The sequence below is a fragment of the Mycobacterium sp. genome (genome assembly GCF_049608025.1).
In the GTDB taxonomy this organism is placed as follows: Bacteria; Actinomycetota; Actinomycetes; order Mycobacteriales; family Mycobacteriaceae; genus Mycobacterium.
On the sequence record NZ_JBMYXC010000071.1, the window covers coordinates 1 to 14,407 of the forward strand.

Annotated in this window: 12 protein-coding genes; 9 read left to right on the top strand and 3 right to left on the bottom strand. The window is 64.3% G+C overall.

The genetic code is table 11. The features are described 5' to 3' along the window. Window positions 1–287: 287 nt before the first annotated feature. Window positions 288–902 carry an Rv0361 family membrane protein gene (locus ACPGXI_RS16440; protein WP_526654813.1) on the bottom strand — a complete coding sequence of 205 codons (615 nt, stop codon included), beginning with the start codon at window positions 900–902 and terminating at the stop codon, window positions 288–290. A gap of 503 nt (window positions 903–1,405) precedes the next feature. Here ACPGXI_RS16440 and ACPGXI_RS16445 point away from each other — a divergent pair. The 7 genes from ACPGXI_RS16445 to ACPGXI_RS16475 all read left to right on the top strand — a co-directional run bounded on the left by ACPGXI_RS16445 (window position 1,406) and on the right by ACPGXI_RS16475 (window position 11,653). Beyond that, window positions 1,406–2,059 (top strand): P-loop NTPase family protein, encoded by a 654-nt coding sequence (locus tag ACPGXI_RS16445; protein WP_526654833.1) that lies wholly within the window; start codon window positions 1,406–1,408, stop codon window positions 2,057–2,059. A 2-nt stretch (window positions 2,060–2,061) separates the two neighbouring features. Beyond that, complete coding sequence (locus ACPGXI_RS16450) at window positions 2,062–3,942, top strand: YhgE/Pip family protein (protein WP_526654815.1); 1,881 nt, start codon at window positions 2,062–2,064, stop codon at window positions 3,940–3,942. 152 nt (window positions 3,943–4,094) lie between these two features. Further along, window positions 4,095–4,979: a glycoside hydrolase family 16 protein gene (locus ACPGXI_RS16455; protein WP_526654836.1), complete on the top strand. Its 885-nt coding sequence runs from the start codon at window positions 4,095–4,097 to the stop codon at window positions 4,977–4,979. A gap of 137 nt (window positions 4,980–5,116) precedes the next feature. Beyond that, entirely contained in the window at window positions 5,117–6,901 is a 1,785-nt protein-coding gene (locus ACPGXI_RS16460) for an ABC transporter ATP-binding protein (RefSeq protein ID WP_526654817.1), read from the top strand. Then, window positions 6,898–8,727 carry an ABC transporter ATP-binding protein gene (locus ACPGXI_RS16465; protein ID WP_526654819.1) on the top strand — a complete coding sequence of 610 codons (1,830 nt, stop codon included), beginning with the start codon at window positions 6,898–6,900 and terminating at the stop codon, window positions 8,725–8,727. Before ACPGXI_RS16460 ends, ACPGXI_RS16465 begins: the two co-directional genes overlap by 4 nt. 155 nt (window positions 8,728–8,882) lie before the next feature. Beyond that, entirely contained in the window at window positions 8,883–9,239 is a 357-nt protein-coding gene (locus tag ACPGXI_RS16470) for a hypothetical protein (RefSeq protein WP_526654821.1), read from the top strand. A gap of 170 nt (window positions 9,240–9,409) precedes the next feature. Continuing rightward, window positions 9,410–11,653, top strand: a complete 2,244-nt coding sequence (locus ACPGXI_RS16475; RefSeq protein ID WP_526654823.1) for a DUF4185 domain-containing protein — start codon at window positions 9,410–9,412, stop codon at window positions 11,651–11,653. Window positions 11,654–11,659: 6 nt separating this feature from the next. Here the strand turns inward: ACPGXI_RS16475 and ACPGXI_RS16480 are convergent, their stop codons facing one another. Together ACPGXI_RS16480 and ACPGXI_RS16485 are read right to left on the bottom strand one after the other, a co-directional pair. Next, entirely contained in the window at window positions 11,660–12,322 is a 663-nt protein-coding gene (locus ACPGXI_RS16480; protein WP_526654825.1) for a M15 family metallopeptidase, read from the bottom strand. A gap of 27 nt (window positions 12,323–12,349) precedes the next feature. Further along, the gene (locus ACPGXI_RS16485) at window positions 12,350–13,201 is read right to left on the bottom strand and encodes an SDR family oxidoreductase (protein WP_526654827.1); all 852 of its coding nucleotides are present in this window, start codon (window positions 13,199–13,201) and stop codon (window positions 12,350–12,352) included. 95 nt (window positions 13,202–13,296) lie between these two features. On the opposite strand from ACPGXI_RS16485, the gene ACPGXI_RS16490 reads away from it, so the two are divergent. Together ACPGXI_RS16490 and ACPGXI_RS16495 are read left to right on the top strand one after the other, a co-directional pair. Beyond that, window positions 13,297–13,464: a hypothetical protein gene (locus tag ACPGXI_RS16490; protein WP_526654829.1), complete on the top strand. Its 168-nt coding sequence runs from the start codon at window positions 13,297–13,299 to the stop codon at window positions 13,462–13,464. Then, a partial coding sequence (locus ACPGXI_RS16495) for an alpha,alpha-trehalose-phosphate synthase (UDP-forming) (protein ID WP_526654831.1) occupies window positions 13,464–14,407 on the top strand: 944 nt, incomplete at its 3' end. The genes ACPGXI_RS16490 and ACPGXI_RS16495, both read left to right, overlap by 1 nt.

Sequence of the window (14,407 nt, forward strand, 5' to 3'; positions counted from 1 at the left end):
GCAGAAACCTACAGAAACTGGCTCAAAGCCGCTTGACACGAATAGGAGCATCAAGACCTCGGCAGCGAATTCGAAAGCGTGCTCCTGATTGCGCACCATCCCAGAGACGCTGCCGCGCGTGACGACAGCGTGCCCGTGCCGCCTGCTGGAGATCGCCGCTCGATACAGCACAGCCGATGCAAGACGATGGCGCGCTGCTCAACCACGTCATCGCAACCGGCCGCTCCCCGACAGGCTTCGACGTCGATGAGACCGGCGAACTGCCGGCGATCGCAGTCCCGGCGCAGTCAGGCCGAGCACTTGTCCTCGAAGAACAGCATCATCCAACGCCCGTCCTCTTTCGCGAAGTCCACCGTCTCGGTATCTGGCTCCTCCTCGTTCTCCACCGTCGCTGTCGCCGTCACCTTCGCGGTGTCGCCGGTGACGTCGATAAAGATGTCGTCGAAACTGAGGCGGCCGGTGTCGGAGCGATCCTGTTTGAGTTCCGACGCGTCGCTGAGACCCGACCGTTCCGACGGGCAGATATGGCTCACATACGTGTCGTAGTCGGAGTTGTTGTACGCCTCGACGAGTCCGCTCAGGGCCTCGCGGATCTGGTCTTCATCCGACTTCGGGGCATCGGCCTTCTGCGACGCGATGATCAGTGTCGCCGCGCCGACTGCCACAATGACAGCCGCGAACGCCGCGAGGCCGATGACCACTTTGCGCGAACCCGGCGAACCCGGCGAACCCGGAGGCGGTGCAACGACGCCCCCTGTGGCGCCTGCCGGAGGTGTTTCGTCGTCGATCCACAGCTGCCAACCCGCCGGGGGCGGCGGCCATGAGGGATCGGGGGTCCAACCGGGGCTAGGAACCCAGCCGTCCTGCGGCGGCGGCCAGTTGGGTGGTGGATTGAAACGCATCGCGATGTCCTCTCGGCCGGCCGGTTGCCGGTTAGCGTAGTTGAGTGGCTGCTCCGTTGCGGTGCTATGCCTTCAGTGCAAATAGTCCATTGTCCCGATCCTCCCACCGAGTGATTCCGCAAATACCTCTGTCCCCCAAAGTAATTCCGGCATCGCCAACCGACCCGGGGAAACGAGCAGCGAACGAGCGCAAGGGAACCCGGCCCTCGGCTCAATCCCGAGAGGGCTGCGCGGAAGAGCTTCACTGAGAATGGATGTCGCACTGCGCGTTCGCCGTTGACTGGTCAGGTCGCAGCACCTGGACTCGTTGATCAGATGCTCCCACATCTCGCCTGGGATCGTGCTGAGATGAACGGGCACGGGGACGGAAGGGTGCAATGACGCAGGCGGCGGACCAAGATTCAGGTGAGGCAGGCGGCCACGAGGCCACCCCGGTAATCGAGCCACCGGGCGAAGGCCCACCCCCTGAGCCACCGCCGGCAGTCATCGCCGAAGGCATCTGCATGACCGGGCCGTGGGGCCCGGTGTACGGCCCGGTAGACCTTGCCATTCCCACCGGCGGGCTGAACGTCCTCGTCTGCACAGCCGGCACCGGACGGACGGCACTTCTGATGACACTCGCCGGCCGAATGAAGCCGAAGTCCGGGAAGTTGACCGTGTTCGGCGCCCGGCGGGCCCGCGATATCTTCGCCATTTCCGGCCTAGCCGGCATCAACGGGATCGACACCGTTTCGGAGTCGGTGACCGTCCGGGACCTGATCACCGAACAACTGCGCTGGGACGCGCCCTGGTACCGGTTCATCGGGCAGGCGGACGAGGCAGAGTTGGCCCGAGTGTGCGCGCCGGTGTTCGGTGAACTGCCGCTGCCGCCCCTGATGGAATATTTCGAGCTGCTCTCCGAACTGGATCAGCTGCTGTTACGGATCGCGTTGGCCAACACCAATCGCCCGCCGCTCCTGGTGGTCGGCGACCTGGACTTCGTCGCCAGTGATTCCAATCGGGATGCGCTCATCTGCCGCCTGATCGACCTGGGGCGCAACCAGACGGTCATCACCGCAACCGTCAACGGGGTGACCAACCATCCGGTGGCCGCACAAATCCCGGTGATCAATACCGATCGTGCCGAACTCGTGAAGATGCAGAAAATCAAGGGGTAGCCATGCTCGCCGCCATGTCACTCGGCACCGACATCAAACGGTACACACGCGGTGCGGTTCCACGCGTCGCGCTGCTGATCGTCGTGCTGATGCCGCTGTTGTACGGAGCCCTGTATCTGTGGGCTTTCTGGAATCCTTTCGGTGAAGTCAACAAAGTGCCCGTTGCGCTGGTCATGGAAGATCGAGGGGCCCAGTCGGACGGTAAGGAGATCCGCGCCGGGGAAGAGGTGGCCAAGGCGCTGATCGATTCAGGTGAGCTGGATCTGCATCAGGTTTCGGCCGGCGAAGCAGCCGACGGCCTGGCTCACGGTGACTACTACTTCACGATCACGATTCCTGCCGATTTCAGCGCAGACATCGTCTCTCCCTCAGGTGATCACCCCGCGCAGGCCCCGCTTCGGTTCACCTTCAACGACTCCAACAGCTACCTCGGTTCGCTCATCGGACAGAACGTGGCACGTGCGGTGATCAACGACGTCAACGCCAGCGTCGGGGAGCAGACCGTCACCACGGTGTTGACCGGGCTCACCGACGCCGGGGCGGGTCTGACCAAGGCCGCCGACGGCGCCGGTCAACTGGCGGACGGATTGGCGAGCGCACGCGACGGGTCCGCCCAACTCGCGAACGGAACTCGTCAGCTGTCTACCTCGGTGGACGAGGTCACCGGGCCGCTGATCGAATTTCTCCAGAGATTCGACGACAAGGGACTCGATGCGGACGTCGTGGCAGCGGCCGCCGACCGACTCAGCCACGCTGTCGAACTGACCACGGGCCGGATCGAAGCGGCAAATATCGACTGGCAGATGGCTGGGTCGTTCATCGATCAGGCTGTTGGATCGCTGAAGTACAGTCCTGACCCGTTAGCCCGGGACGCGGGGGAAATCCTCTACGCGGCTCAGCAGGTGTTGCGGGCTCGAAACCTCGATCCGGCCACAGACGCCGGACTGCAACGCTTACGCGATAGCGCGGCCGAGATCCAATACGAACTCGGCGATCCGACCAGCGAGTTGCGGACGTTCATGACCGGCGCGCTCAATGGCGATCTACGTAAGGACATCGTCAAGTTGCGCGACGGCGTCGACCAGCTGGACGACGGCGCACATCAGCTCAACGACGGTTTGGTGCGGCTCGCCGACGGTGGCCGTGAACTGGCCGACAAGCTCCATGAAGGCTCGACTCTCGTTCCTAGTTGGACAGCTCAGCAGCGAACCGAGGTAGCGAAGACAGTGTCGTCGCCGGTCAAACTCGACCTGGTCACCCACAACCCGGCACCCACCTTCGGCACCGGATTTGCGCCGTTCTTCATGGGATTGGCGGTGTTCATCGGCGCCTTGCTCATCTGGATGCTGCTCAAGCCACTGCAACCGCGGCCCATCATCAACGGGCTTGCCGCGTTCCGGGTGATGCTGGCCTCCTACTGGCCCGCGTTCCTGATCGCGATCTGCCAAGTGGTCGTGATGTACAGCGTCGTGCACTTCGGCCTCGGATTGAACCCCGCCTACCCCTTGTTCACAGCAGGCTTCCTACTCTTGGTGCTCGCCACCTATCTGGGCCTCATCCAGGCGCTGAATGCGGTGTTCGGAGTAGCCGTCGGACGCGTGCTGACCCTGGCGTTCCTCATGGTGCAGTTGGTGTCCTGTGGCGGGATCTACCCCGTCCAAACTACGGCGAAGGTGTTCCAGGTCATCCATCCCTACGTTCCGATGACGTATTCGGTCAACGGATTACGCCAACTCATCTCGGGCGGGATCGACCATCGGTTGGGCATGGCGGTATTGGTCCTCGTCGGCGTGCTGGCAACGTCGATGGCCATCAGCGCGTGGGCGATTCGCCGCAGTAGGCAGTACACGATGGAACAGCTACACCCGCCCATCGAGGCATGATGTCCGCTGGTCCCCCCGATCATCCTGGATCCGACCGGCTTGGTCCGGTAGTGCAAAACGGGCGATACCGGCTGTGACCTGGCGGGGCGAATGATTTCGCCCCGGCCCGGGACATGAACGCCGAGATTGTTTATGGTGCTGGTGTGCCTAATATGGATCGCCGCAGCGCAATGTTGATGATGGGGTTCGGTGTGGCGGCCGCCGCGCTACCTCTCCCAACTGCTCAGGCCCAGCCGATCATCGGCGATGTTCCGCCCGGTCCCGGTCTTCCAGGCCAGGGCCCGGGTGAGCAGGCACCCGTAGCCGCCAACCCGGATCCGGTCTTTCTGTTCGAGGACGAGTTCAACGGACCCGCAGGGACGCCACCGGACCCGGCGTGGTGGTTCCTCGTTCCCGAACGCGAAACGATCAAGAACCCGGTCATTTGGGATGAACCCTTCAACATGGGGCGTTACGTCACCGACCAGGAGCATGTATTCCAGGACGGCAACGGCAACCTCGTCATCCGGGCCACCCGCGGCCCCGGCGCGAACATCCAGGAGAAGTACGCCAGCGCCAAGGTCGTCGGTCTGTGGCGCGGCGCCATCGGAACCACCTGGGAGGCCCGCGTCAAGCTCAACTGCCTGACCGACGGGGCCTGGCCCGCCTTCTGGCTGCTGAACGACAATCCCGACCGCGGTGGTGAAATCGACCTGGTCGAGTGGTACGGCAACCGCGACTGGCCGTCGGGAACCACCGTGCACGCTCGGCTGGACGGCACCTCATTTGCCACCCACCGGCACCCGATCGACAACGCCTGGCACAGGTGGCGGATGACCTGGCTTCCTTCCGGGATGTACTTCTGGAAGGACTACGAGCCGGGAATGCAGCCTTTCTTCGAGGTTCCGGCGAACTCCATCGCGGATTGGCCGTTCAACGACCCCGGCTACACATTGGCGCCGATCTTCAATATCGCAGTCGGCGGCTCGGGTGGCCGGGAGCCCGCCGGGGGTTCCTACCCGGCGGAGATGCTCGTCGACTGGATTCGCGTCTTCTGAGCAGGTTCGACCCACAGCGCACCTGCTCGGTGGATACTGACGGTTTCTCGGCGTTTCAATCACCATCCGCCGCCGCGTGAGAGACCCTTGCAGCGTTACTCTCGGCCCTCTCCGTGGACCGACGAAAGAGAGCACGCATGCCGACATCGATCCTGAGGATCTTTGGCCTGGTCCGCGATTACAAAGTGCGATTTGTGATTTCGCAACTGGCGATGCTGGTCGCCGCGGTCTGCATCGTGGTGTTCGCATCGTTGATCAAGGTGCTCGTGGACGAGGGAATGGTTGCCCGCAACTCCGACGCCGCGATCGACGTCGGGATCTGGATGCTTACGCTCACCGTGGTGATGGGCGCGGCGATGATGATCGCCGCGGCGCAGGCGGTGTTCTTCTCACAGGGGGTCGCGTACTACCTTCGCCGTGAGCTGTTCGACAAGATCCAGTATTACTCGTTCGAGAACTTCGACCGTCGCCCCACCAGCGACATGATGGTCCGGCTCAACGCTGACATCGTCAATGTTCAGAACGCCGTGCTGTACACAATCCTGCTCGGCTCGCTGGCGCCGTTCCTGCTGCTGCTCACCATCGCCATGGCGGTCATCAACACACCCAACCTGGTCTGGATCGTGGTCGTGGTGATCGTCGCCGTGGTGGCGATCATGGCGGTTCTGGTACCTGCCATCGACCGGGCCTATCAACGGCGTCAACATGCGCTGGACTCGCTCAACGGCACCTTTCAGGAGAATCTCACCGGGATGAGCGTGGTGAAGGCATTCGTTCGCGAGCGCTACGAGATGCGCAAGTTCGAGGAACGTGCCCGCGCGCTGCGCGGCCCCGAGTACCAGGCCGCGTGGCGGGTGGCGTTCATGGCGCCGCTGCTCACCGGTCTCGGCCAGTTCGCGATCGTCCTCGCGATGTGGGCCGGCGGAAACACGGTGCTCGACGGCGCGGGGCTGTCGGTCGGCGAGGTCAGTACTTTCACGCAGTACATGGCGCTGATCATCACCCCGCTTGCGCTGCTGGCCCAGGTGATGCCGCTTGTCATGCGCGGGGATGTGTCTGCCGGTCGGATCATCGCGGCGTATGAGACGGAGCCGACCGTCGCCGACCGCGACAATGCCGCCGCTGTCAGCCGCGACACCGTGCGTGGTCGCGTGGTGTTCGAGAATGTCTCGTTCGCCTTCCGACGCCCCGACGGCAACAACGACCCCCCCGCCCTGAAGAACATCAACCTCACCATCGAGCCGGGCCAGCAGGTCGGCTTCCTCGGCGCCACCGGGGCGGGTAAATCGGCGCTGGTCAACCTCATACCCCGCTTCTACGACGTGACCGACGGCAAGATCACCATCGACGGCGTCGACGTCCGCGACATACCGCTCGACGATCTACGAGCGATCGTCGGCATCGCGCTACAAGAGACGGTGCTGTTCAAGGACGACCTGCGGGCCAACCTCAAGTTCGGCGCACCCGATGTCGAGGACGAGGTCATGTTCGACGCCGCCAAGGCAGCCGACGCCCACGGGTTCGTCTCGCGGCTACCGGGCGCCTGGGAGGCGATGGTGGCCCGCCGTGGCTACAACTTCTCCGGGGGCCAACGCCAACGCCTGGGGATCACCAGAGCGCTCACCCCGCGGCCGCGGGTGTTGATCCTCGACGACAGCACCAGCGCGCTGGACGCATCCACCGAGGGCAGGGTCCAGGCGGCGATTCCGGAGTTCGCCGGTGGAGCCACGACCATCTACGTTGCCCAGCGGATCAGCGCACTCATCGATCTGGACCACATCTATCTACTCGAGCACGGCGAGGTCGTCGCGGAGGGCACACACGACGAACTGTTGGCGACCAGCAGCCTCTATCAGGAGATCTACGAGTCGCAACTCGGCGGCGGGGTCACCGCCGGTATCGATCTGAAGGGAAGATCGTGAGCACCGACACCGCAATCACCGCGGAGGCCGGCGAACCGATACTGCGGCCCAACACCATTACCCGGCTGGTCACCGGGATGATCGGGGGGCCGCGTCGCGGCCGCACCGCACTTGCCGTGGGGTGCATGGTCATCGCGATGCTGGGTCTGATCCTCATCCCGTACGCGACCGGGCGCGGGATGAACGTGATCGCCGACGGCGGCAGCAAGGACGACCTCGCCTACTGGGCGATCGTCGGAGCCATCGGCGGGGCGGTCTACCTGACGTTCAGCTTCGTTGCTGACCGGATGTTCGCCAGGCTGGCCGCCGCGGCCCTCTACAACGTCCAGACCGACCTGTTCGACAACGTGCAGACCCTGCCGATGGGCTTCTTCTTCAAGAACACTCCCGGGGAGTTGTCCAGCAACGTCACCAACGACGCCGAAGTGATCTCGCTGTTCTACACGACGGCGCTGAGTCAGATCCTGCGGGCCAACATCCAGGTCGTGATGATCATCGTCGTGATGTTCGTCTTGAACTGGCAGCTCGCGATCGTCGCGATCGTGGCGATTCCGCTGCTGATGGGTGTCGCGTACGTAATCGCCGCGATCTCCGGGCCGGTATTCAACAAGTTGCAGGACACGCTGGGGGATGTCAGCGCCTTCCAGGAGGAGACGCTGAGCGGATACAAGGTGATCATCAGCAACAACCGGGGCAAGTGGGCCTCGGAGCGGCACGAGGAGCAGGTCGACGGGGTGTTCTCGGTCGGCAACCGCGCCTTCATGACCTCGTTGATGCAGTTTCCGGTCACCCAGGTCGTGAGCTTCGGCCAGGATGTAGCCGTGCTTGTCGTCGGCACATTCCTGGTCATCGACGGTTCGGCGACCCTGGGGACGGTTTTGGCGTTCGCCGGATACTCTGCGCTCATGTCGGCCCCATTGGCCGAGATGAGCAATCTGATCACCGCCTCGCTCAACGCATCAGCCGGCGGCGACCGGGTGTTCCGGCTCATCGACGAGCGGCCGGACATCACCGATGCCCCGGACGCCGTCGACTACGAGTTCAAGGGCGGCAGGATCCAGTTCGAGCACGTCGACTTCGGCTACGCGCCGCACAGCTTGGTATTGCGGGACAACACATTCGACGTCGCACCCGGTGAGAACATCGGAATCTGCGGGCCGACCGGCGCGGGCAAGAGCACGTTGATCAATATCCTCACCCGCTACTACGACATCAACGCGGGCCGAATCCTCATCGATGGTCAGGATCTGTCCAAACTGACCCAGGCGAGCCTTCGCAAGCAGATCGGCGTGGTGCTCCAGGAAGCGTTCCTGTTCACCGACACGGTGATGAACAACCTGCTCTACGCCAGCGGGGACGCCACCGAGGAGGACGCGATCGAAGCCGCGAAAAAGGCCAACGCCCACGACTTCATCCTCGGTCTGCCCAGCGGATACGACACCCTGCTGACCGAACGGGGCGCCAACCTCAGCCAGGGGCAGCGGCAGATGATCACCATCGCCCGGGCGATGGTCGCCAGTCCGAAGATGATGATCCTCGACGAGGCAACCTCGAACGTCGACACCCGCACCGAAAAGCTCATCCAGGACGGTATGCGCAAGCTGATGGAGAACAAGACCAGCTTCTCGATTGCGCATCGCCTTGCCACGATCCGCAATTCGAGTCGCATCATGGTGCTCAACGGTGGCGAAATCGTCGAGATGGCCGGCCACGACGAGCTGATGGCTGCCAAGGGGTTCTACTACGCGCTCTACATGAGTCAGTTCAAGGGCAAGGGTCCCAGCGGCGATGCCGCTGACATTGCCCTTGACTTCGCCAGCACGTAACGCCCGGTTGTCCAACACTCGATTGGCCGACACTCGATTGGCCGGACAGAGCGACCTCGCGGGTGCGGGCACGCCACGGCAATATGACTCGCCGATACGACACGGCAATACGACATACTGAGTCGCGCCCCGACCAGTCCGACCAAGGAGGACCGATGGCCGAAGCAGGACTCTGGGTTGCGTGGGGAGTGCCGGCGCGTGGACGGGAACGCAAGGCCCTGGCCCTGCTCATCGAAACTCGCGACTACCTTTCCGGTCTGCAGAGCCAGGGAAAGATCGAGCGTTTCGACCGCGTGGTCCTCAAGCCGCAAAACATCGAGCTCGGTGGATTCGTCTTGATTCAGGGTTCGAAGAGTCAGATCGACGGGCTTCGCCGCGACCCTGACTTCGAGCTGTGGCTCAATCGTGCCCAGCTTGTTGCCGACGAGGTGGGAATCGTCGACGCATGGCTTGGCGACGGAATTGCCGACGCCGTCGAGCTCTACGAGAAGGCCCTGGAGAGCCTCGACTAACCTGGTTCTCAGTGTTTGCTGCTGGTAGATTTGCTGACGAGATCCCTATGGTCACGGTAACGATGCCAAAGCAGTGACAATTTAGCTATTGCTTACCGCTCCGGCCGCTGATGCTATTGAATAGCGCCAACCACGACGGGGGTCGTACCGGGCTGGATTGAAGGGATTTTATGGGTGCCGCAGCATACGTCGGCCGAGTCGGCGGTCTAGCAGTCGCGTTGGGCGTCGGATCAGCGCTCTTTGCCGGACAAGGCGTGGCGTGGGCCGACGACACCGATACCTCGACGTCGGAGTCGAGCAATTCAGCAACGTCGGACGGCGATAGCTCAGGTGGCCGCGGCAGCACCGCAGAGGCCGCCGAGTCTGGAGTGGCTGGAGGCCAGGCCGACGTAGGGGCCGACGCCGAAGCCGAGGCGGAAGCCCAGGCCGACGCAGAAGCCGAAGCCGAGGCAGCCGACGCCGAAGCAGCCGACACAGAAGCCGAAGCCGAAGCGGAAGCCGAAGCGGAAGCCGAGGCGGAAGCCGAGGCGGAAGCCGAAGCCGAAGCAGAAGCCGACACAGACGCAGGTGCAGACACAGACACAGACACAGACACAGACACAGACACAGAAGCCGAAGCCGAGCCCGAAGCAGAAGCCGAGCCCGAAGCCGACGCAGAGCCGGAGCCGGAGCTCCCGTCGACGTCGCCAACGACGGATCGGTCTCCGGACGTCACGACAGAGCCATCCACGACAGAGCCATCCACGACAGAGCCATCCACCACGGAGAAATCCGCATCTGGGCGCTCCACACCCGAGAACTCCACGGCCGAATCCACGGCCGAATCCACCGAGACGTCGACCGACCCCGCGGTAGCGCCGCAGGAGCCCAGGAAAGTCGCGGTGTTCGCCAATGCGACCGCACTGGCCGCGGCGAGCCCGACCGCGGTTTCACCAACGGTGGCGACTCTGCTGTCCACACCGCCCGCGCCCAAGCCGAGCCTGGTCACCGCGGTCGTGAACGTTGTGAACAGCATGCTGGAGTGGGCGCGCGAGAAGGCCGACCCCACCCCCGGCAGCGCCCCGGCGCAGCCGTTCCTGTGGGCGCTGATGTCGTTCGCCCGGCGCGAGCTCGAGAACCTGTTCGTGTCGCGCAGCACGGTCAGCGCCGCACAGGCAGCCAACGTGGTGCCCACCAGCCTGGCGCTGCCGGTCGACCAACCCGTCGCGGCCGCCACGGCCTCAGCGGTAGCGGTGCCCTACTCGCCGTGGCTCAACCCACAAGTCAGCGAGTCGACGAATTTCGTCAGCTGGGTGACGGGAAAATATCTCTACAGCGACGAGCTCATGGCCAACACGCTGGCCCGCTTCGCCGTGTACGGCACCGATGTGGGCGTTATGTGGGACAACGGGATTCCCGATGACCCCACCACCCCCGATACCAACGAAAACCAAGTGCTCATCGCCGTCGGTGATACCTACAGCGGTCCGAACATGACCGGCGACTGGCGGTACAACACCCTGTTCCGCAGTTCCGACGACGACCTGTCCGACGGAATGACGATCCCGAACGGCGAATGGTTCAACGGCAACATGTTCGGCGGTGCGCCGCTGTCCAGCCCCACGACCGCGCGGCCCATCATCAACCGCCCCTCGTGGCTGCCCAACTCGGTGACCCTCATCCCGACCGCAGGTGTCTCACTGCCCACGCCCGACACCGAGTTCGGCGCGACGCAGTACGTCAGCTTCATGTCTGTGTCGAAATGGGGTTCCGCCGGCCGCTGGAACACGAACTACTCGGCCATCGCCTACTCGACCGACAACGGGGAGAACTTCACCATCGCACCGGAAAGCGTGCGCTACAACTCGATTTTCAGCGGTAACAAGAACTTTCAGCAGTCGGCCTTCGTCAAAGGCGGCGATGGCAACGTCTACGTCTACGGCACGCCGAACGGCCGCCAGGGCGGGGCCTACGTCGCGCGCGTCGATACCGAGGACATCCTCGACGTGTCCAAGTACGAGTACTACAAGAAGGCGTCGTCGGGTTGGTTCGGGGGCTCTCCGGCCAAGTGGGTCAAGGGCAACCCCTCCTCGGCATCGGTGGTCATCGGCAAGTCCGGCGGAGCCTGTGGCTCAACGAAAGTCGGCAACACCGTCAGCGAAATGTCGGTTCAGTACAACGACTACCTGGACAAGTACGTTGTGCTCTACGGCGATCAGTACAACAACATCGTGATGCGCACCTCAGACACCCCCGAAGGCACCTGGGGAGATGCGGAGGTTCTGATGGGCCAGCAGAGTGGCGGCATCTACGCACCGATGCTGCATCCGTGGTCACCGTCGACGGTGGGCACCGGTTCCGATCTCTACTGGAACCTGTCTCTGTGGTCGGATTACAACGTCATGCTGATGCGCACCGACCTGACCAAGGTGTAGCAGCGACTAGTCAACCGGCACATCGAGAATCGGTCGTTTCACGGCGGCACCGGGACCGTCGAAATGCCACCACTCCCCGGCGTAGACCGTCAGACCACCAGCGGCCAGCGCGTCACGCAGCCGCGCCCTGTTGGTCTGCGCCGCGGCGCTGACCCCATCGGTGGCGTCGGCTCGGCTGCGGGGAGAGAAGTCGTCGAACCCCGTCCCCATGTCCACCAGTCCGCCCGGCCCGGCCAGCGTCACGTCCACCGACCTGCCTGCCTCGTGGCTGCTCGCGTATGACCCGGGCCGTGCGACCCAGGCCGGGTTGGGCACCGCCTCGAACATCGCCACCTGCACGTCGTGCGGCCGATAGCAGTCCCAGAAAACGAGCCGTTCCCCGTTCTGCCGCAACAGGTTAGCGGCGACGACGAGTCCCTGCGCCAGCGACTCGTGCACGAGGCAGCGGGCACCGTCGGGGTAAAGCTGCGCGCCCACGAAGTTGTCCGACGTGGCGTAGCGCAGGTCGATCACGGCGTCTGGGACCACCGTGCGAACATCGACGAATCCCGCCGCACGCGCCGCTTCGGACACCGGGGGCACAGGTGACGACGATGCCGGCGTGCTCGTTGCTGCGGCGGCGCCAATGAGCAAGCAGCACAGTGCGACAATCCGCGGGCCCGCTCCCATGAGTGCACTGTAGACGGCCGGCGGCTCCTAGCCGGAGACGACGCCGCGCAGCCCATCCGCCCCGAAGATCGGCTCGAGCATCCCCGATAGGTCGGGGCCCCTCCGCAGCCCGTGCCCGCCGTCGACGTTGATGATCTGACCGGTGATGAAGCCGGCCGCGTCGCTGAGCAGGAAGACCGCCAGGTTGGCCACATCCTCGACCTCGCCGACCCTGGGTAGTGGTGTGCAGGCGCGGTAGTCCTCGCTGATCGCGGCGGATTCCATGATCGGGGCGACCATATCGGTGCGGGTGAGGCCCGGCCGGATGCCGTTGACCCGCACCGAGGAGGCACCCAACTCGTCGGCCGCCACCATCATCAGGTGATCGAGAGCCGCCTTGCTCGGACCGTAGGCGCCGAACCAACGATGCGTGTTGCTCGACGCGATCGAAGAGATACCGACGAACGAGCCGCCCCCGCCACGGACCATCTCCCGCGCGGCATGTTTGAGCACGTACATGGTGCCGTTGACGTTGAGGTCGACCGTATTGCGCCACGCCGCGGAGTCGATCTGGGTCAGCGGACCGATCGTTTCGGAACCACCGGCGCTGTGGACGACGCCGTCGAGCCGGCCGTGCCAGGCGGTCGTCGCCGCCACCAATCGCGCCGTCTCGTCCTCGTCCGTCACATTGGCGGGTTCGAAGAGCACCTGCCCACCGTCGGTACCGGCCTGCGCCCGGATCTCGTCCGCCGCGGCGGACAGACGGTCGGAGTTACGGCCGGCGAGCATCGCGTTGCCGCCCGCCGCAACCACGGCGGCGGCCACTCCTTTGCCGATGCCACTACCACCGCCTGTGATCAAGAACGTTCGATCCGCCAGCAGAGACCCCTTGAGCAGCACCCTCAACTCCTTCGCGCGTAGCTAGAACAAGTTCTCGTTATACGCCAGAGACCGGCTGCCCGCACAGTCACCCGGCAGTTGGCTACAGTTGTCACATGCCCGCTAAATCTGATCCAGCCGAACTCGGCGATGTTGAGCCGATCGCCGACAACACCGAACGCCAGGCCCGCCGCGTCGTCGCCGCGTACGCCACCGACGCCGACGAATGCCGGATCTTCCTCTCGATGCTCGGCATCGGACCGGCAAAGCTCGCCAACGCGTAATGGCTTCCGAGGGCGGCCCCGAGGCCCGCTCTGGGAACGCCGACTTCGTCGTGGTGGCCAACCGGCTACCCATCGACATGGTGCGACTGCCCGACGGCACCACTGAGTGGAAACGAAGTCCGGGCGGTCTCGTCACCGCGCTGGAACCGCTGCTGCGGCGTCGCCGGGGCGCGTGGATCGGCTGGCCCGGAGTTCCCGAGGACCATGCCGATCCTGACGATGAGACACCTGCCGACGATCCGATCGAGCAGGACGGCATGTACCTCGTGCCGGTGCGGCTGAGCGCAGACGACATCGCGCGCTACTACGAGGGGTTCTCTAACGCCACACTGTGGCCGCTCTATCACGACGTGATCGTCAAGCCGATCTATCACCGCCATTGGTGGGAAAGCTACGTCGAGGTCAACAGGCGATTCGCCGAGGCGACCGCCACCACGGCCGCCCACGGCGCCACCGTGTGGGTCCAGGACTACCAGCTGCAACTGGTGCCGAAGATGCTGCGCATGTTGCGACCCGATCTGACCATCGGGTTCTTCCTGCATATCCCCTTTCCCCCGGTGGAGCTGTTCATGCAGATGCCGTGGCGTTCGGAGATCATCGACGGCCTACTCGGCGCCGACCTGGTCGGATTCCATCTGCCCGGTGGCGCGCAGAACTTCCTCATCCTGGCGCGCCGCCTGGCGGGCGCGAACGCCTCCCGCGCCTCCGTGGGCGTGCGATCGCGCCTCGGCCGGGTGCACGTCGGATTCCGCACGGTGAAGGTCGGCGCCTTCCCCATCTCCATCGACTCGGGCGCACTCGATCAGCAGGCGCGTACCAAGGGGATCCGGCAGCGTGCCCGTGAAATCCGCGACGAGCTGGGTAACCCCCGCAAGATCCTGCTCGGCGTGGACCGGCTCGACTACACCAAGGGCATCGATGTGCGACTGCGGGCGTTCTCCGA

Excerpts from the sequence above, each read along its gene's own strand:
- ACPGXI_RS16470 (WP_526654821.1), top strand. The coding sequence starts at position 8,883 with ATGGCCGAAGCAGGACTCTGGGTTGCGTGGGGAGTGCCGGCGCGTGGA.
- ACPGXI_RS16450 (WP_526654815.1), top strand. The coding sequence starts at position 2,062 with ATGCTCGCCGCCATGTCACTCGGCACCGACATCAAACGGTACACACGC.
- ACPGXI_RS16460 (WP_526654817.1), top strand. The coding sequence starts at position 5,117 with ATGCCGACATCGATCCTGAGGATCTTTGGCCTGGTCCGCGATTACAAA.
- ACPGXI_RS16455 (WP_526654836.1), top strand. The coding sequence starts at position 4,095 with ATGGATCGCCGCAGCGCAATGTTGATGATGGGGTTCGGTGTGGCGGCC.
- ACPGXI_RS16440 (WP_526654813.1), bottom strand. The coding sequence starts at position 902 with ATGCGTTTCAATCCACCACCCAACTGGCCGCCGCCGCAGGACGGCTGG.
- ACPGXI_RS16480 (WP_526654825.1), bottom strand. The coding sequence starts at position 12,322 with ATGGGAGCGGGCCCGCGGATTGTCGCACTGTGCTGCTTGCTCATTGGC.
- ACPGXI_RS16475 (WP_526654823.1), top strand. The coding sequence starts at position 9,410 with ATGGGTGCCGCAGCATACGTCGGCCGAGTCGGCGGTCTAGCAGTCGCG.
- ACPGXI_RS16490 (WP_526654829.1), top strand. The coding sequence starts at position 13,297 with ATGCCCGCTAAATCTGATCCAGCCGAACTCGGCGATGTTGAGCCGATC.
- ACPGXI_RS16445 (WP_526654833.1), top strand. The coding sequence starts at position 1,406 with ATGACCGGGCCGTGGGGCCCGGTGTACGGCCCGGTAGACCTTGCCATT.